21 protein-coding genes are annotated in these 15,685 nt (G+C 70.5%); 14 read left to right on the forward strand and 7 right to left on the reverse strand.

Features of this window, described 5'->3' with window-relative positions; translation table 11 throughout:
• Window positions 1-60 precede the first annotated feature (60 nt).
• From K4S16_RS30530 to K4S16_RS30545, 4 genes are all read left to right on the forward strand, one after another.
• The gene (locus tag K4S16_RS30530) at window positions 61-1,659 is read left to right on the forward strand and encodes an acyl-CoA synthetase (protein ID WP_149262525.1); all 1,599 of its coding nucleotides are present in this window, start codon (window positions 61-63) and stop codon (window positions 1,657-1,659) included.
• Window positions 1,660-1,751: 92 nt separating this feature from the next.
• Window positions 1,752-2,912: a steroid 3-ketoacyl-CoA thiolase gene (locus K4S16_RS30535; RefSeq protein WP_149262526.1), complete on the forward strand. Its 1,161-nt coding sequence runs from the start codon at window positions 1,752-1,754 to the stop codon at window positions 2,910-2,912.
• A gap of 7 nt (window positions 2,913-2,919) precedes the next feature.
• Complete coding sequence (locus K4S16_RS30540) at window positions 2,920-5,097, forward strand: acyl-CoA dehydrogenase (RefSeq protein ID WP_149262527.1); 2,178 nt, start codon at window positions 2,920-2,922, stop codon at window positions 5,095-5,097.
• Entirely contained in the window at window positions 5,094-5,705 is a 612-nt protein-coding gene (locus K4S16_RS30545) for a PaaI family thioesterase (protein ID WP_149262528.1), read from the forward strand. Before K4S16_RS30540 ends, K4S16_RS30545 begins: the two co-directional genes overlap by 4 nt.
• A gap of 37 nt (window positions 5,706-5,742) precedes the next feature.
• Here the strand turns inward: K4S16_RS30545 and K4S16_RS30550 are convergent, their stop codons facing one another.
• Together K4S16_RS30550 and K4S16_RS30555 are read right to left on the reverse strand one after the other, a co-directional pair.
• Window positions 5,743-6,087, reverse strand: coding sequence for a hypothetical protein (locus tag K4S16_RS30550; RefSeq protein ID WP_149262529.1), 345 nt, complete (start codon window positions 6,085-6,087; stop codon window positions 5,743-5,745).
• On the reverse strand, window positions 6,087-6,536 hold the full coding sequence (locus tag K4S16_RS30555; RefSeq protein WP_375708353.1) for an ATP-binding protein: 450 nt from the start codon (window positions 6,534-6,536) through the stop codon (window positions 6,087-6,089). Before K4S16_RS30555 ends, K4S16_RS30550 begins: the two co-directional genes overlap by 1 nt.
• 99 nt (window positions 6,537-6,635) lie before the next feature.
• On the opposite strand from K4S16_RS30555, the gene K4S16_RS30560 reads away from it, so the two are divergent.
• The 4 genes from K4S16_RS30560 to K4S16_RS30575 all read left to right on the forward strand — a co-directional run bounded on the left by K4S16_RS30560 (window position 6,636) and on the right by K4S16_RS30575 (window position 8,243).
• Entirely contained in the window at window positions 6,636-7,445 is an 810-nt protein-coding gene (locus K4S16_RS30560; protein WP_149262531.1) for a helix-turn-helix transcriptional regulator, read from the forward strand.
• On the forward strand, window positions 7,442-7,630 hold the full coding sequence (locus K4S16_RS30565; protein WP_149262532.1) for a DUF397 domain-containing protein: 189 nt from the start codon (window positions 7,442-7,444) through the stop codon (window positions 7,628-7,630). The genes K4S16_RS30560 and K4S16_RS30565 overlap by 4 nt, the downstream gene beginning before the upstream one ends.
• 72 nt (window positions 7,631-7,702) lie before the next feature.
• On the forward strand, window positions 7,703-7,891 hold the full coding sequence (locus K4S16_RS30570; protein WP_149262533.1) for a DUF397 domain-containing protein: 189 nt from the start codon (window positions 7,703-7,705) through the stop codon (window positions 7,889-7,891).
• A 70-nt stretch (window positions 7,892-7,961) separates the two neighbouring features.
• A complete protein-coding gene (locus K4S16_RS30575; RefSeq protein ID WP_149262534.1) occupies window positions 7,962-8,243 on the forward strand; it encodes a hypothetical protein in 282 nt (93 codons plus the stop codon).
• 29 nt (window positions 8,244-8,272) lie between these two features.
• Here K4S16_RS30575 and K4S16_RS30580 read toward each other — a convergent pair whose 3' ends face one another.
• Window positions 8,273-8,557 carry a hypothetical protein gene (locus K4S16_RS30580; RefSeq protein ID WP_149262535.1) on the reverse strand — a complete coding sequence of 95 codons (285 nt, stop codon included), beginning with the start codon at window positions 8,555-8,557 and terminating at the stop codon, window positions 8,273-8,275.
• Between the two features lie 327 nt (window positions 8,558-8,884).
• On the opposite strand from K4S16_RS30580, the gene K4S16_RS30585 reads away from it, so the two are divergent.
• The gene (locus K4S16_RS30585) at window positions 8,885-9,361 is read left to right on the forward strand and encodes an Imm26 family immunity protein (RefSeq protein ID WP_235037187.1); all 477 of its coding nucleotides are present in this window, start codon (window positions 8,885-8,887) and stop codon (window positions 9,359-9,361) included.
• A gap of 33 nt (window positions 9,362-9,394) precedes the next feature.
• Here the strand turns inward: K4S16_RS30585 and K4S16_RS30590 are convergent, their stop codons facing one another.
• The gene (locus K4S16_RS30590) at window positions 9,395-9,856 is read right to left on the reverse strand and encodes a hypothetical protein (RefSeq protein WP_149262537.1); all 462 of its coding nucleotides are present in this window, start codon (window positions 9,854-9,856) and stop codon (window positions 9,395-9,397) included.
• A gap of 64 nt (window positions 9,857-9,920) precedes the next feature.
• Between K4S16_RS30590 and K4S16_RS46580 the strand changes: the two genes are divergently transcribed.
• The 3 genes from K4S16_RS46580 (at window position 9,921) to K4S16_RS30600 (ending at window position 11,056) form a co-directional block, all read left to right on the forward strand.
• Window positions 9,921-10,043, forward strand: a complete 123-nt coding sequence (locus tag K4S16_RS46580; RefSeq protein WP_268843286.1) for a hypothetical protein — start codon at window positions 9,921-9,923, stop codon at window positions 10,041-10,043.
• A 160-nt stretch (window positions 10,044-10,203) separates the two neighbouring features.
• Window positions 10,204-10,392: a DUF397 domain-containing protein gene (locus K4S16_RS30595; protein ID WP_149262538.1), complete on the forward strand. Its 189-nt coding sequence runs from the start codon at window positions 10,204-10,206 to the stop codon at window positions 10,390-10,392.
• A gap of 88 nt (window positions 10,393-10,480) precedes the next feature.
• Window positions 10,481-11,056 carry a Type 1 glutamine amidotransferase-like domain-containing protein gene (locus K4S16_RS30600; RefSeq protein WP_160161079.1) on the forward strand — a complete coding sequence of 192 codons (576 nt, stop codon included), beginning with the start codon at window positions 10,481-10,483 and terminating at the stop codon, window positions 11,054-11,056.
• A gap of 13 nt (window positions 11,057-11,069) precedes the next feature.
• On the opposite strand, the gene K4S16_RS30605 is transcribed toward K4S16_RS30600, so the two are convergent.
• Window positions 11,070-11,813: a translation initiation factor IF-2 gene (locus K4S16_RS30605; RefSeq protein ID WP_149262540.1), complete on the reverse strand. Its 744-nt coding sequence runs from the start codon at window positions 11,811-11,813 to the stop codon at window positions 11,070-11,072.
• A 92-nt stretch (window positions 11,814-11,905) separates the two neighbouring features.
• Window positions 11,906-12,313, reverse strand: coding sequence for a MerR family transcriptional regulator (locus K4S16_RS30610; protein WP_149262541.1), 408 nt, complete (start codon window positions 12,311-12,313; stop codon window positions 11,906-11,908).
• Window positions 12,314-12,403: 90 nt separating this feature from the next.
• Between K4S16_RS30610 and K4S16_RS30615 the strand changes: the two genes are divergently transcribed.
• The gene (locus K4S16_RS30615; RefSeq protein WP_160161080.1) at window positions 12,404-13,411 is read left to right on the forward strand and encodes an SDR family NAD(P)-dependent oxidoreductase; all 1,008 of its coding nucleotides are present in this window, start codon (window positions 12,404-12,406) and stop codon (window positions 13,409-13,411) included.
• A gap of 130 nt (window positions 13,412-13,541) precedes the next feature.
• Here K4S16_RS30615 and K4S16_RS30620 read toward each other — a convergent pair whose 3' ends face one another.
• Window positions 13,542-14,048, reverse strand: a complete 507-nt coding sequence (locus K4S16_RS30620; protein WP_149262543.1) for a DUF4240 domain-containing protein — start codon at window positions 14,046-14,048, stop codon at window positions 13,542-13,544.
• Window positions 14,049-14,154: 106 nt separating this feature from the next.
• Between K4S16_RS30620 and K4S16_RS30625 the strand changes: the two genes are divergently transcribed.
• The gene (locus tag K4S16_RS30625; protein WP_149262544.1) at window positions 14,155-15,576 is read left to right on the forward strand and encodes an ATP-binding protein; all 1,422 of its coding nucleotides are present in this window, start codon (window positions 14,155-14,157) and stop codon (window positions 15,574-15,576) included.
• Window positions 15,577-15,685: the final 109 nt, after the last annotated feature.

Here is a 15,685-nt window from a genome sequence, read left to right on the forward strand (position 1 = left end):
GGCGACCGCTGAGCGGGACATCGGTTGCCCGCTGATGAGAATGAATTCTAGTCTCGCGCCATGACGCTGAACCTGGCGACCCTCTTCGAGGCGGTGGCCGCGGCCGTGCCCGGCCGTCCCGCCCTGGTCTGCGGCGACCGCAGGCTGACCTTCGCCGAGCTCGACCGGCGCGCGGACACGGTGGCGCACCGGCTGCGCGCGGCGGGCATCGCTCCCGGGGAGCACGTCGGCGTCCACATGCTGAACGGCGCCGAGTACGTCGAGACGCTCCTCGGCTGCCTGAAGGCCCGCGCCGTCCCGGTCAACGTCAACTACCGGTACACCGACCGCGAGCTGCGCCACATCTACACCGACGCCGAGCTGGCGGGCCTGGTCGTGGACGCGGAGTTCGCCCCCGCCGCCGCCCGGGTGGCCGGCGACTGCCCCGCGCTCCGCCACGTGGCGGTCGTCGGGACGGACGGCGGCTCCGCGGCATGGCCGCCCCGGATCGACGTCACCGCGTACGAGGCGGACGAGTGCGAGCCCGACCCGTCCCTCCGGGAAGGCCGCAGCGCCGACGACCGCTACGTCCTCTACACGGGCGGCACCACCGGGCTGCCCAAGGGGGTCGTCTGGCGCCACGAGGACTTCTACATGGCCGCCGTGAGGGGCGGGAACCCCTACGGCGACCCGCACCTCACCGCCGAGTCCCTCGCCGAGGCCGCACGGGAAGGGTTCGCGCTCAGCTATCTGCTCACCATGCCGCTGATGCACGGCGCCGCCGCCTACACGCTCCTGATGGCTCTGTTCACCGGCTCCACGACGATCCTGATGCGCCGCTTCGACCCGGTCGAGGCGCTCGGCCTGATCGACCGCGAGAAGCCGGTGATCGTCGCGGTGGTCGGGGACGCGATCGCCCGCCCGCTCGCGGACGCGATCCGCGCGCACGGCTCCCGCCACGACCTGTCGTCCTTCAAGGTGCTCGGGTCCGGCGGCGCGATCCTGTCGCGGAGCGTCCAGGAGGAGTTCGCCGAGCTGGTCCCCGGTCTCCACATCGCCAACGGCTTCGGCGCCTCCGAGTCCGGTGTCGACGGGAGCATCAGCGTGGGCGAGGACGGCCTCATGCGGCTCGCCGCCGGCCCGCGCGTCACCGTCATCGACACGGACATGAAGCCGATTCCGCCCGGCTCGGACGAGGTCGGCTATGTCGCCCGCTCCGGTCACGTCCCGCTCGGCTACCACAACGACCCGGTGAAGACCGCCCGGACGTTCCCCGTCATCGACGGCAGGCGCTGGTCGATTCTCGGCGACATGGCCCGCGTCGAGGCCGACGGCACGGTGGTCGTCCTCGGGCGAGGCTCCGGCTGTATCAACTCCGGCGGCGAGAAGGTCTTCCCGGAAGAGGTCGAGCAGGCGCTCAAGTCGCACCCGGCGGTCATGGACGCCCTGGTCGCGGGCGTCCCCGACGACCGCTTCGGCGAACGCGTCGCCGCCGTGGTCGAACTGCGCCCCGGGACGTCCGCCACCGCCGACGACCTGCGCGCCCACTGCCGGGCCCACCTGGCGGGCTACAAGCTCCCGGCCCTGGTCGCCTTCACCCCGGTGGTCCGCTCCCCGAGCGGCAAGGCCGACTACCGCTGGGCCGAACGCGTCCTCACCGGCGAGACCCCCACGGCCTGACTTCCGGCCCCGAGAACGCCGCCGCCGGACCACCGGCGGCGGACCGATCAGCTTGCCCCAGTTCAGCGTGTTCGCAGTGAAGGAGCGTCTTCATGCCCGAAGCCGTCATCGTCGACGCCGTCCGGACCCCGGTCGGCAAGCGGTACGGGGCCCTGTCGGGGCTCCACCCGGTGCAGCTGCTCGGGGCGACGCAGCGCGGGCTGCTCGAACGCGCCGGCGTGGACGCCGCGACGGTCGGGCAGGTCGTCGGCGGGTGCGTGACGCAGGCGGGCGAGCAGTCCAACAACGTGACCCGCAACGCCTGGCTGTACGCCGGCCTGCCGTACCGGACGGCGTGCACGACGATCGACTGCGCGTGCGGGTCGTCCCAGCAGGCCGTGCACATCGTCGCCGGGCTGATCGCGTCCGGGGCGGTCCACACCGGGATCGGCTGCGGCGTCGAGGCGATGAGCCGGGTCTTCCTCGGCCAGGCGCTCACGCCGGAGACCGGCAGCCCGGCGCCGGACGGCTGGGAACTGGACATGCCCGACCAGTTCACCGCCGCCGAGCGCATCGCGAAGCTGCGCGGCATCACCCGGGAGGACGCGGACGCGCTCGGGCTGGCGTCGCAGGCCAAGGCCGGGACGGCATGGGCGGAGGACCGGTTCGCCGGGCAGATCCTGGAGATCGAGGCGCCGGTCATGACCAGGGAGGGCCCCACCGGGGAGACCGCCGTCGTGACCCGCGACCAGGGCCTGCGCGACACCACCGCCGAGGCGCTCGCGGGGTTGAAGCCGGTCATTCCGGACGGCATCCACACCGCGGGCAACTCCTCGCAGATCAGCGACGGCGCCGCGGCGGTGCTGCTGATGTCGGCGGACCGGGCCGCCGAGCTGGGGCTGCGCCCCCGTGCCCGGATCGTCGCGTCCGGGATGGTGGGCTCCGACCCGTACTACCACCTGGACGGCCCGATCGACTCGACCCGGCACGTCCTGGAACGGGCCGGCATGAAGCTGTCCGACATCGACCTCGTGGAGATCAACGAGGCGTTCGCGTCGGTCGTCCTGTCGTGGGCGTCCGTGCTCGGCGCGGACATGGACAGGGTCAACGTCAACGGCGGCGCCATCGCGCTCGGCCACGCGGTCGGCTCCACCGGCGCCCGCCTCATCACGCAGGCCGTGAATGAGCTGGAGCGGTCGGACAGGTCGACGGCGCTCGTCACGATGTGCGCGGGCGGCGCGCATTCCACGGCCACCATCATCGAACGGATTTGAGGAGCACATGACCATCGGACTGACCGAGGAGCACCGCGACCTGCGCGACGCCGTGCGCGCGTTCACCTCCCGGCAGGTGACCTCGGCGGCCGTCCGCGCGGCGGTGGACGCCGAGCGGGAGAAGGCGCCCGCGTTCTGGGACGACCTCGCCGCGCAGGGCCTGCTCGGCCTGCACCTTCCCGAGGAGGCGGGCGGCGCGGGCTACGGTCTGGTCGAACTGGCCGTCGTCCTGGAGGAGCTGGGACGCGCCGTCACTCCGGGGCCGTTCCTCCCGACCGTGCTGGCGAGCGCCGTCCTGCACCGGGCGGGCCACACCGAGCACCTGCCCGCCCTCGCCGACGGGAGCACGGTCGGCGCGGTGGCGCTGGAGGCGGGAAGCCTCGCGCTGTCGCGCGCGGGCGGCGAGGTCACGGTGACCGGCACCTCTGGTCCCGTGTTGGGCGCCCCGCCGGCGGACGTCCTCGTCCTCCCGGCGAAGGACGGCGACGCGACGGCCTGGATCGTGCTGCCCCGGGACGCCGCGAGAGTGGACGAACTGCCCAGCCACGACCTGACCCGGCGGCTGGCCCGGATCAGCCTGGACAACCTGACCGTCCCCGAAGCTTCGGTCCTGGACCTGGACACGCAGGCAGTACGCGACCTCGCGGCGGCGCTGTTCGCCGCCGAGGCGTCCGGTCTGGCCGACCGGGCGACGACGACCGCCGCCGAGTACGCCAAGGTCCGCGAGCAGTTCGGACGTCCCATCGGGCAGTTCCAGGGCGTCAAGCACCGCTGCGCCCGCATGCTCGCGCACGCCGAGCAGGCCCGTGCCTGCGCCTGGGACGCCGCCCGCGGCCACGACGAGGGCCGGACGCCGGAGGCGTCGCTGGCGGCGGCGGTCGCCGGAGCGACCAGCGTCCAGGCCGCGTTCCAGACCGCGAAGGACTGCGTGCAGACCCTCGGCGGCATCGGCTTCACCTGGGAGCACGACGCGAGCCTCTACCTGCGCCGTGCCCAGACCCTCCGCGTCCTGCTCGGCTCCACCGCGTCCTGGCGCCGCCGCGTCGCCCGCCTCACGCTCGACGGCGTCCGCCGCGAACTTCGCGTCGAACTCCCCCCGGAGGCCGAGCAGGTCCGCGCCGACGTCCGCGCGGAACTCGAACCGGCGAAGGCGCTCACCGGCAAGGAGCGCACGGCCTACCTCGCCGACCGCGGCTACACGTCCCCGCACCTGCCCGAGCCCTGGGGGAAGGCCGCCGGCGCCGTGACCCAGCTCGTCATCGCCGAGGAGATGCGCGCCGCCGGCCTGCGCGCCCACGACATGGTCATCGGCAACTGGGTGGTCCCGACGCTGATCGCGCACGGCTCGTCCGCCCAGCACGAGCGGTTCCTGCCCGCCTCGCTGCGCGGCGACATCCGCTGGTGCCAGCTGTTCTCCGAGCCCGGCGCGGGCTCCGACCTCGCCGCCCTCAGCACCCGCGCCGAGAAGGTGGAGGGCGGCTGGAGGATCACCGGCCAGAAGGTGTGGACGTCCATGGCCCGCGAGGCCGACTGGGCCATCCTGCTCGCGCGCACCGACCCGTCCGTCCCGAAGCACAGGGGACTCTCCTACTTCCTGCTGGACATGAAGTCGCCCGGCATCGACATCCGCCCGCTGCGCGAACTCACCGGCGACACCCTCTTCAACGAGGTGTTCCTCGACGGCGTCTTCATCCCCGACGACCTCCTCGTGGCCGCGCCTGGCGACGGTTGGAAGCTCGCCCGCACCACCCTCGCCAACGAACGCGTCTCGCTCTCGAACGACTCGTCCCTGGGCAGCGGCGGCGAGGCCCTCCTCAAGCTGGCGACGGACGCCGACGACGAGCGCCTGACCACGCTCGGCGGCATCCTCTGCGACGCGCAGTCGAGCAGCCTGTTCGGCCTGCGCACCACCCTGCGCTCCCTCGCCGGAGGCCAGCCGGGCGCCGAGTCCAGCATCGGCAAGCTGATCGGCGTCGAGCACATCCAGCAGGTGTGGGAGACGGCCGTCGACTGGATCGGCCCCGAAGCTCTCTCCGGCGAGGGCGAGGGCGGGATGGACGACCCGACCTGGATGTTCCTGAACTCCCGCAACATGTCGATCGCGGGCGGCACCACGGACGTCCAGCTGAACATCATCGGCGAGCGCCTCCTCGGCCTCCCGCGCGACCCGCAGGCGGCGTCATGACCCTTGATCTGCAGGCCGAGCTCCAGGCGACCGGCGTGGACGCGGCCGCCGCGGCGGCCCGCCGCGTCCTCGACGCGCTGGTCCGCTCCGGCGACCTCTCGGGTGCCGACATGTCCGACGTGGCCGACCGCCTGAACGCCGTGGCCGACGATCTGGAGGCGGCGGCCCCGCCGCTGCGCGACCGCCTGGTGCACATGTGGCGCGGCGACGGCAACACCCGCCACGACCCGGTCACCGGCCCGGAGAACCCGATCGCCCCGCCCCTCGAATACACCGCCGCCGACTCCCGCACCATCGAGGCCACCGCGACGCTGGGCCTGCCCTACCAGGGGCCGCCGTCCAGCGTCCACGGCGGAATCTCGGCCCTCCTCCTCGACCACACCCTCGGCGTGGCGAACGGCTGGGCGGGCAAGTCGGGCATGACGGCGGAACTGACCCTGCGCTACCACCGCCTGACGCCCCTGTTCGAGCCCCTCACGATCAGCGCCCGCCAGGTCTCCGTCGACGGCCGCAAGATCCGCACGGTTGGAGCGATCCAGGCCGGCGGCCACGACTGCGTGACCGCCGAGGGCCTCTTCATAGCCAAACACCCACCCCGCCCCCGCTGACCCGCACAGATGCTCGATACGCGTGTTGCCTGCCGGGTCACCAGGTGGAGGGGAACATGCGGTGCTTGAGGAGCGAGTCGACCTGCTCGGCCGTCGCCTCGGCGTCCCCGCATGGGGCCAGGTAGCCGAACCGTCCGCGCTGGGCCCGGTGGTATGCCCAGCCGCCCGGGACGGCCCGCACGCTCACCACGACCCCGACGTCCTCGGCGACCCCGCTCGCATAGATCCAGAGCAGCGGCACCGGCATCGGAAACTCCTCGGGCTCGTAGAGCCTGACGCACCGCCACCCCCGCGCACCGACCGCCCCGGCGAGCATCTCCAGGAACCGCACCGCCGTCCGGCGTCCCCGGCGGGTACGCCACCTCAGAAGGAGCCGCTCCATCAGAAGGCCACCCTCGCCCATACCCACTTCCCGTTGGGCTCGGTCTTGGTGACCCCGCACTCTGCGGACAGTGCCCGCACGATCGGCAGCCCCCGCCCCCGCGTCCCGGCGTCGTGCCCCGGTTCGAGTGCCAGCGCGTCCGGGACGATGTCGTCCCGGGACAGTTCGACGATCGGACGCAGTACGGGCATGGCATCGGACGAGTCCCACACCGCGAGCAGGACGGTTCGCACCTCTCGCGTAAGCCTGACCCGGATCTCCCGGTAAAGGGTGGCCTCCGCCGCATTGGCGACCAATTCCCCGGCCACTTGGTAAACGTCCCCGCTGATCCTCATGAGCCCCCATTCGCGAAGCCGAGCCCCCGCCAGCGTCCGCACCAACCCCGCCGTCGACCGCGCCGCAAGACACCGAATGTCCAGCTCGCCGGAATTGATAGTGCTATTTCCCATATCCGCCTCCTTTCTTTCCGCCTGTTTCAAGGGCAGAGTTGCGCGGTCGTGTTTAGGGTGTGGGGTATTCGTTGACGCCGTGTACTGAGGAGGTCGGCGATGGCGCCCGTGCCGGGTATCGATCCTGACGACTCACTCTGGTCTTGGCTGGCCTTCGACCTGCGCTTCTATCGCGAAGGCAGGGGATTGACACAGGTCGAGGTAGGCAAGATCCTTGGTGTCACAAAGCAGCAGGTACACAACCTTGAAAGTGGCATCCGAAAGCCCAACAAGATGCAGACCCAAACTCTGGACGCGGCGTGGGGTACCGGAGGGCACTTTGCTCGGCTCCGCAAGTTCGCCGAAGAGGGGCATGATCGAAACTGGTTCAGGACCTTCGTCCTCTACGAGGCCAGAGCGCGCATGATCAAGGCTTATACCTCATCGATCGTCCATGGGTTGCTGCAAACCCCCGACTATGCCCGAGCGCTGCTCGCTGCCGGCCACATAGGCGATGTTGAGGCCGCGCTCGCGGCGCGCATGTCTCGGCAGGAGGTGTTGAGGGGAGAGCGCCCGACGGAGATGTGGGTCCTCATTAACGAGAGTGCCCTGGAGCAGCCGGTCGGAGGTCCAGTGGTGATGCGAGGCCAGCTGGCTCATCTCTTGGAGGTTAGCTGCTGGCCTAATGTCGTTTTGCGGGCCGTCCCGCGCCAGGTTGGCGCCCACATGGGACTGGACGGATCGTTCACGGTCATCTCGACCAGGAGCGAGAGGGTCGCCTACCTGGAAGCGTTCGGCGGTGGCAGGCTCGCGCAGGAGTCCGCAGAGGTGGCCGACTTCGCCTTACGGTTCGACCGCATCGGGGCAGATGCGTTGTCTCGGAGTGACACCAGAATGCTGATCGAGAGAAAGATGGAGGACGTGGTATGAGTCAGTTGTGGCGAAAGGCGAGCCGGAGCAACACCCAAGGAAATGAATGCGTGGAGGTCGCAGACCTCGGTGGCCAGGTCGGAATGCGGGACAGCAAGGCGCCCGAGGCCGGTCACCTCGTTCTCACGCCTGAAGCGTTCGGGCAGCTGGTGAACTGTTTGAAGCAAGACGACCGAGACTTCTGACCGCCCTCCACTTGAGCGAGACTCGGTGGGCCGAGAGTCCTTCGTGCCCTGTCTCAGGACGAGGATGTGCTCATGACGATCTGGCGAAAGAGCAGCTACAGCGGTGCAGGTGGCACAGAGGAATGTGTGGAACTGGCCTCCTTGAGCAACGCGGTCGGTATTCGGGACAGCAGAGCGCCGGAGATCGGTCATCTCATCCTCGCTCCTGAGGCATTCGGGCTGCTGATGGACCGCTTGAAGCGCGACGTTCAGGACTCCTGACACCGCGAGCTGGGATCGGTCGCAGCCGACCTGCCCGAACGGCTGCTGGGCGGTGGTGTTGTTCTCGGCCATGACCCACCGCGGTGAACACACCGACGCGGTGGTCCTGGGACGGATCCGCGTCCCCGACAGCACGACCGAGACCACCCAGGTGCACCTCGAACACCGGCCGCGCGACACCGTCTGGCGCGAGGACGACCAGCAGGCATACCTGGGCAGCGGTCCCCGCGCCATGGCGGGCCTCCGCAACCTGGCTCTAGGCCTGTTCAGCATCCACGGTGTCACGAAGATCAAGGAAACCGTGCAGGCCATCGGCCGCCGTCCCACACGAGCAATCCCACTGATCACATAGCGTCACGGTCACCCATCAGCCAACGGCCGCTAGATCAGAACGTGGCGGTCCCCGACGACTCCGGCGCCGGCCACGGCCTCGCCCTGCACGGCGGCGCCGAGATCAAGACTGATGAGGAGACCTGCGTCCAGCTGACCGGCCAGTGCCTGCAAATGGACGGCGCTCGCACCGACGGCGGCGACGGACACCGGGCAGGTCGTGCGCACCGACGGCAGCTTCACCGTCGCAGGCCACATCATCCTCGACCCGTCCTCACCGCCGAATGCGACAACCAGAGAGGCCACGATAAAGAAGGTCTCGAGTACGCGGTCCACGCGGGAATCTGCACGACGAATCCGGACTGTTGCGGCAAGGTGCCCGGCATGCCGCCGATCAAGGAGAGGGGACCGGCTCCGCGCTCGCCAGGATCCTGGCCAAGGGGCTTCCCACCGGGCTCCGCAGCGGTTGGAACGCGCGGAAGAGTTATCAGGTGTACCTGGGCTATGACCAAAGCGGAACGGACGTATACCTCGCTATCGCGAACAACCTTGGGAAAGTGGCAATCGAAACAGCGGCGTGGCGAGTACTACAAGCGTGCCGTAACATGGGGTTGAGGCGTGGCTTAAGTCTAATGGCTACCAGGTGGGTTCGAAGTGCCGAACATGGAGATATTGAAACCGTCCCGACAGAAGTTGCGGGGAGGCGACGTCTTCGCCTTCCGCGTCCCCCAGGCCGGCGAGCAATTCATGTTCGGCCGGGTGATCAGGGTCGACATGCCGATGGGAGATTCCCCCATGCCGGGGGACAACCTCATCTACCTCTACGGCCACCGTTCGGAGGAGAAGGCCCCCGAGTTGGGAGCGCTGACGGTGGACGACCTGCTGGTCCCGCCGAAGTTCATCAACCGGCAGCCCTGGCTCAAGGGCTTCTTTGAGAACGTCGTGCACGCGCCGCTGGAAGACAGTGACGTGCTCGCCTGGCATTGCTTCTACAATCCGGTGAGAAAAGTTTATGTCAACGATCGGGGCGATGTGCTCGCCGAGCGCATCGAGCCCTGCGGTTTCTTCGCTTTGGACAGCTATCTGACGCTCGACGACGCCATCAGTGAGGCCTTGGGTGTGGCTCCCGCGAGCGACTGAACACCGGTATTTCTAGTTAGCGGGGTCCGGTGGTCAGCGGATCGGCTGGTCCCACAGGATCTCCACCTTCTTGAGGTGGTCGCGATCCGCCAGGCAGGCGTAACCGGACCGGTTCGCACCGATGTCACCGGCGAGTAGCGGCGACACTGCGGCGATACTGTCGGTCTCGAAAGGGGCTTTTCCGGGAACCTGCACCCGCACACGGACGCGGTAAAAGTGGGTGTCGTTGATCTGGGCGCGCTCACCGCGCACGCCGAGGATCTCGGCGGTGCAGTCGACCGCGTGGGCGCGGGCCACCTGGCTGCCGGTTATCTCATGATTCACCGAGACGACCAAGGAGATCCCCCACCCGCATCCCGCAGCGGCGAGCAAGAAGATCAAACCACCGATCGCCACCTTGGGCTCGCGCTCGCGCAGCCCTCCGACCAGGCCGAACAGCCCGAGAGGGACCAGCGCCAGCACGGGGATGCTCAAAGCGACGATGATGAAGGCCACGAGGTCAAAGTACCTGGATCTTCAACTCGCGCTTGGCCCGGATCGCGCTTGATCTGGCCTGCACATGGCCCGCGAATGGTGGCACACGCCTGCCTTCGCCATCGAGCGCCCGGACGAGCTCCGCGCCCTCGTCCTCGGCCTCGTCGGCCGGCTGGCCGATGGGGCCCGCCGTTCGCCCACCGGCTGATCCGGCGGCGGGACGGCTCAGCCGCTGCGCAGGACCGAGACGACGATGACCGTGTCTGCTCAAGGCCTTGGAGGGCTTGAGCGATCCGCATAAGCGGCGTGGGATCCGGCGGGCGAGGGATGACTGGAAGTGTGTACCTGCGCGACCGTGGAGGCACGACATGAGCGTGGTGTGCCGAAAGTCGAGTCGGAGCAACACCCAAGGAGACGAATGTGTGGAGGTCGCCGCCCTTGGTGGTCGTGTCGGCATGCGGGACAGCAAAGCGCCAGAGGCCGGTCATCTCCTCCTCAGCCCGCAGGCGTTCGGAGCGCTGATGGACCGCTTGGAGCGCGACGATCAGGTTTCCTGACCGCTGCCCTACGGGGAGCCCCGGCTGTGGTTGGGGCTCGGCCGTGACGGAGGCGCGGTTGTTTCTGGGGTCGGCTGGGTTGGGGGCGTTGCCCGCCTGGTTGGGCTCGCTGCCAGACGTGCCGCGCCGGGCGGTGCTCGTCCCCACGGCGGCGAATCCGCTGCCGTCCGCTCCGTTCGTCCGCGCCGCCGCCGACCTGCTCAAGGCCGAGGGGCTGGCGGTGGACGTCCTTGATCTGGAACGCGCCGCTGGTGGCGACGTCCGGCGCATGCTGGACGGGGCTCGGGTCGTCTTCGTCACCGGTGGGTATCCCGTGTTCCTGCTGGAGCATGTCCGTCGCAGCGGGTTCGATCGCGTTGCCGTGCCTGCCGTCGCCGACGGGTCTCTCGCCTACGTGGGGATCTCGGCCGGGGCGGCTCTCGCCGGGCCGGACCTGCGGCCGCTGCAAGCCGCGGACGACCCCGGAACCGTCGACTCCACCGCCGGGCTCGGCCTGGTCCCGTTCGTCGTGCTGCCCCACCGAAACCGGGGCAGGGCCGCGCGCCACGACCGCCTGGCCCGCGAGCCCGGCCGCACGGGGCGCGTGCTGTCGATCAACGACGACCAGGCCGTCAGCGTCACCGGCGACGGCTTCGAAATCCTGGAGTCCGGCTGCTCAGCTTGAAAGGCGGACCGTCCTAACGGCCGATCCCCAGGGCGGTGTGGGCGTTGCAGCCCTGCCCGGCCTCGGCCGGGGACGGAAGCCATGCCTTCGTCTTGCCCGGGACGACCCTGGCGAGGACGCAGCGCGATTCGCCCGGAGGCGCCAAGCCGGTGACCAGGGCCACGCCGACGGCGAAGTCCGATTCGGCCTCGGTCTCGATCCTGATCGCGGGGTGCAGGCCGAGCTTCGCAAGCGCGGCGCGGACGTCCTTCTCCTCAACACCCCGGCCTGAGGGAAGCGTATTCACCTTGGGCAGGGCTTGCTCGATCCGCGCGACGGAGATCGGCGGTGCCTCGGGCCATGGGGCGAAGGTCAGGGGAGTTCCGGTAGGGCAGGGGGTTCGCGGCGGGAAGGTGTTCCACTCGCCTGGCCCGCCGTCGAAGACCAGCTCGAAGCAGCGGTCGGCGGTGACCCGCCCGGGTCCATGGAACAGCCCCTCGCTTCGTTGTGCGATACCGGAGAGCCGCACGGTCACCCGGACGCCGCGCGGATCGCCGGTTCCGGCACCCGACACCTTCAGGACCTCGACGTCCTTGAGGTCCGCGATGTGGTGGCCGATGTCGTCCGCCTTGACCAGACGGGTGCCGTACATGGCGTTGCCCACCTGCTTGGCCTTGTCGCGCGCGTCGTCCGCGGCGTTCTCCTCGGCCGTGGTGTCCGCGCAGCCGGCGGCGGCCAGGGCCGTGACGGCGAGGACCGCGATCATGGTGAGTCGCACCGGTCGACTCAATCACACCGCGAGCCGCGCGCCTCGGTCCGGTCGGCCGTCGCGGTTCGCGCGGCTCTCGCGGGAGATGCCCGAGCCGTAGGTCATGCCTCTTGCGGTCGCGGTGGTGGGGGGTCCGTGGGGACGGGGCCGAGTCGCTCCAGGGCGGTGGAGAGGATCGCGTCGAGCGCCTGCTGGGCGGTCCTGAGCCGGGTGATCGTCCCGGCGATGCGGGAATGCTCCTGCCGCAACCTGGTGATCGTGGTCGGACAGGACGACGGCACCATCCGCCCCTCCTCGTCGTGGACGCAGGGCAGGAGTTGGGCGATGGTCGTCGTGGGGAGCCCGGCGGCGAGCAGGGCGCGGATGTGGCGCACCGCCGCGACGTCGGCGCCGGTGTACTCCCGGTAGCCGTTGGCCAGCCGCACCGGGTGCAGCAGGCCCTGCTCCTCGTAGTACCGCAGCAGCCGCCGGCTCACCCCCGTTGTGGCGGCGAGCTCACCGATCCGCATGCTTCTCCCCCTCCGGAGTTGACCCTCACACGAATGTGACGCCTTAGCGTGCCGAATATTCCCGACCGAACGATTTCGAGGAGGCGCAGAGTGTCCGGAGCGGTGGTCATCGCAGCAGGTCCGGGGATCGGTCAGGCGGTCGCGCGCAGGTTCGCCCGGGAGGGGTATCCGATCGCCCTCATCGCCCGCGGCGACGAGACGCTGCGAGCCGCGGCTCGCGCGGTCGGGCCGAGCGGGGTGCCGGTCGTCACCGTCGCGGCCGACTGCGCCGACGAGGACGCCCTGCGGGGAGCCCTGGACCGGGTCGTCGCCGAACACGGCCTGCCCGACGTCGTGGTCTACAACGCCGCCGTCGTCCAAGGCGACGCGCCTGGGGAACTGCCGGCGCGCGCGCATCTGGAGGCTTGGGCGGTCAACGTGGTGGGCGCGCTCACCGCCGCCGACCATCTGGCTCCTGCGATGGCGCGCCGCGGAAGCGGATCGATCCTCGTCACAGGAGGCATGCCCGAGCCGAAATGGCAGTACACGAGCCTCTCCCTGGGCAAGGCAGGGGTCCGGACACTGGTCCGAATCCTCGACCAGCGGTACGGGGCCGCCGGAGTGCACGCCGCCAGCGTCACCGTCGACGGGCCCGTGGCGCCGGGTACCGACTTCGACCCCGACGACATCGCCGAGCACTACTGGCGCCTGCACGTCCAGCCGCGGCACCGGTGGGAGCACGAGGTCCTGCACACCGCACGGCAGGCGCCGACCGGCGTCCTCGCGGAGCTGCTGGACGCCTGGCGGCGCGCCTTCGACCGGCACCGGCCCGCCGAGCTGGCCTCGCTCTTCAGCCCGGACGCGCTCTTCCAGGGCACCACCCCCTCCCTGCGCCGGGGCACGGCGGAGATCGCCGGCTACTACGGCGACGTCCCCGAGGGCACCACGGCCAGGGTCGACGTGCTCGGCGAGACCCGTCTGAGCGAACGCCTGGTGAGCGGGTTCGCCGAAGTGACCTTCACCGCCGCCACCGGTGAGGACCGCCGCGTGCGGTTGTCACTCGTCGCCGAACACCGCGACGACGCCTGGCTCATCCGGCAATACCATGCCGCCGACTGACAAGCGGGCCGAGGGACACCGACGGGGGGCCGGCGTCCGGTTCCGACGCCTCCAGCGGGTCGACGCCTTGAGGTCCGCCTCATTCCGACCGGTGTCGATCAGCCGGGTGCTGTTCGCGGGGTCGGCGGCCTCAGTCCGGCCAGCCCTCCCGGTTCGAGCAGCTCTCGCGGGAGATGCCCGAGCCGGTGTCGGGGAACGTTCCGAAGCGTTCGTGGTGGACGTGGGCGAAGAAGTAGCACATCGACTCGCAGTCGGCGTCCAGGATGGCGACGCGGGGGTCCGCGACGACCGCCGTGTAGTAGTCGCGGCCCATGGCGACGATGAAGCCGCGCGCGTAGAGGAAGCCGTCGTCGGAGCCGTCCGTCACCTCGTGGATGTCGGCCCGGTCGATGTCGTGGAGGAGGCGCTCGCACGCCCGGTCGAGGTCGGTCAGCTCGTCGGCGGACAGGTCGCGGGCGGCGGCTTCGAGGTTGCCGAGGAACGCGTCCAGGGCCTTCTCGACCACGGAGTTCTCGGGCATCTCCCAGGCGTCCGTTGACGGATCCCGGGTGGTGAGGGCCCGCCGCGCCGCACCGACCTCAGCGCCCAGTGGCGTCCACGCGGCTTCGATCAGGTCCCAGAAACGCTCGTCGGTCATGGCGGTCACCCAACCAGGGGCCTCCGACAGTTCTCCGCCTTCTTGGTAGCCTCAATCTATGTAGATTGAATCTACATAGATTCGTGCTACCTGGTTCGGAGGCGCGGTGTTCATCGGTAGGAGGGCCGAGCTGGCGCTGCTGGGCAAGCGGCTGGAGCGGGTCGCGGCCACGGGGGCCGGGGCGGCGGTGGCCTTGCGCGGGCGTCGGCAGGTCGGCAAGTCGCGGCTCGTCCAGGAGTTCTGCGACCGCGCCGGGGTGCCGTACCTCTTCTCCGCCGCCACCAAGGGAGCGTCGCCGGTCGAGGCGGTGGCCGCGTTCGCGCGCGACCTCAGGGAGTCGGCGCTGCCGAGCGAGCCCGACCTCGTGCCCAGGCTGGACGGCGGCAACTGGCCCGACGCGTTCAGGGTCCTGGCGTCGACGCTCCCGGACGCACCGTCCATCGTCGTCCTGGACGAACTGCCGTGGCTCGCCGAGCAGGACCCCGTGTTCGACGGCGCACTCCAGACCGCGTGGGATCGGCTGCTGTCGTCCAAGCCCGTCCTGCTCCTGCTCCTGGGCAGCGACCTGCACATGATGGAGCGCCTCACCGCGTACGACCGCCCGTTCTACGGACGGGCCGACAACCTGGTGCTCGGTCCGCTGAACCCGGCCGACGTGGGCGGCGCGCTCGGACTCGGCGCCGCCGACGCGATCGACGCGCACCTGGTCTCGGGAGGGCTGCCGGGCATCGTCCGGACCTGGCCCCATGGCACGCCCGCACTGGACTTCATGCGGGACGAGTGCGCCGACCCGGCGGCGGCCCTGTTCGGCGTCCCGGAGGCGTCCCTCCTGGCGGAGTTCCCCAACCCCGACACCGCGCGGCGCGTACTGGAGGCGGTCGGCTCCGGCGACCGGACGCACGCCAACATCGCCGCGGCGGCCGGCGGCCGCGGCGAGGCCCTCCCGTCCGGGACCCTTTCGCCCCTCCTGCGCCGGCTGACCCGGGAGAAGCACGTCCTCGCCGAGGAGCACCCCCTCTCCACGAAGCCCGGCAAGCCCGCCCTGTACCGGGTCGCCGACAGCAACCTGCGCCTCTACCTGGCGGTCCTCCGGGCGGCCCACGAGCAGGCGCGCAGAGGGCGGCCGGATGCGGGCTTCCGCCTGATCGAACGCCGCTGGACGTCCTGGCGGGGCCGGGCCGTGGAACCGCTCGTCCGGCAGGCCCTGGAGCTGTCGGACCTGCCCTGGCCGGACGTCGGCGCGGTCGGCGGCTGGTGGAACCGCCGGTTCGACCCGGAGGTCGACCTCGTCGGCGCCGACCGCGCCCCCGTGGCGAGCCGGATCCACTTCGCCGGCTCGATCAAGTGGCTCAACGGACCGTTCGACGACCGCGATCTGGCGGACCTCCGCCGCGCCGCCACCGAGGTCCCCGGCCTGGACCCGGCGACCGCGGGCCTCGTCGTGGTGTCCCTTTCCGGCACGGATCTCACCGGCGAGGTCGCCCTGAGCTGGGGTCCGGACGATGTGCTGGACGCCTGGCGCCGGTAGGCGGGAGATCGGCGGTCCTGTCCGGCCGGCGGCAGACGAAAAGTTCCGCGCGGATGTCACGTTTCCGGGCGCCGCGGCAGTCATGACGGGTAACTGCAAAGCGGGTTCG

Source organism: Actinomadura sp. K4S16 (assembly GCF_008327685.1).
In the GTDB taxonomy this organism is placed as follows: Bacteria; Actinomycetota; Actinomycetes; order Streptosporangiales; family Streptosporangiaceae; genus Spirillospora.

What these genes read in the sequence shown, in the direction of transcription:
- K4S16_RS30530 (WP_149262525.1), top strand. Translation starts at nt 61, where the DNA reads ATGACGCTGAACCTGGCGACCCTCTTCGAGGCGGTGGCCGCGGCCGTG.
- K4S16_RS30535 (WP_149262526.1), top strand. Translation starts at nt 1,752, where the DNA reads ATGCCCGAAGCCGTCATCGTCGACGCCGTCCGGACCCCGGTCGGCAAG.
- K4S16_RS30540 (WP_149262527.1), top strand. Translation starts at nt 2,920, where the DNA reads ATGACCATCGGACTGACCGAGGAGCACCGCGACCTGCGCGACGCCGTG.
- K4S16_RS30545 (WP_149262528.1), top strand. Translation starts at nt 5,094, where the DNA reads ATGACCCTTGATCTGCAGGCCGAGCTCCAGGCGACCGGCGTGGACGCG.
- K4S16_RS30550 (WP_149262529.1), bottom strand. Translation starts at nt 6,087, where the DNA reads ATGGAGCGGCTCCTTCTGAGGTGGCGTACCCGCCGGGGACGCCGGACG.
- K4S16_RS30555 (WP_375708353.1), bottom strand. Translation starts at nt 6,536, where the DNA reads ATGGGAAATAGCACTATCAATTCCGGCGAGCTGGACATTCGGTGTCTT.
- K4S16_RS30560 (WP_149262531.1), top strand. Translation starts at nt 6,636, where the DNA reads ATGGCGCCCGTGCCGGGTATCGATCCTGACGACTCACTCTGGTCTTGG.
- K4S16_RS30565 (WP_149262532.1), top strand. Translation starts at nt 7,442, where the DNA reads ATGAGTCAGTTGTGGCGAAAGGCGAGCCGGAGCAACACCCAAGGAAAT.
- K4S16_RS30570 (WP_149262533.1), top strand. Translation starts at nt 7,703, where the DNA reads ATGACGATCTGGCGAAAGAGCAGCTACAGCGGTGCAGGTGGCACAGAG.
- K4S16_RS30575 (WP_149262534.1), top strand. Translation starts at nt 7,962, where the DNA reads ATGACCCACCGCGGTGAACACACCGACGCGGTGGTCCTGGGACGGATC.
- K4S16_RS30585 (WP_235037187.1), top strand. Translation starts at nt 8,885, where the DNA reads ATGGAGATATTGAAACCGTCCCGACAGAAGTTGCGGGGAGGCGACGTC.
- K4S16_RS46580 (WP_268843286.1), top strand. Translation starts at nt 9,921, where the DNA reads ATGGCCCGCGAATGGTGGCACACGCCTGCCTTCGCCATCGAGCGCCCG.
- K4S16_RS30595 (WP_149262538.1), top strand. Translation starts at nt 10,204, where the DNA reads ATGAGCGTGGTGTGCCGAAAGTCGAGTCGGAGCAACACCCAAGGAGAC.
- K4S16_RS30610 (WP_149262541.1), bottom strand. Translation starts at nt 12,313, where the DNA reads ATGCGGATCGGTGAGCTCGCCGCCACAACGGGGGTGAGCCGGCGGCTG.
- K4S16_RS30620 (WP_149262543.1), bottom strand. Translation starts at nt 14,048, where the DNA reads ATGACCGACGAGCGTTTCTGGGACCTGATCGAAGCCGCGTGGACGCCA.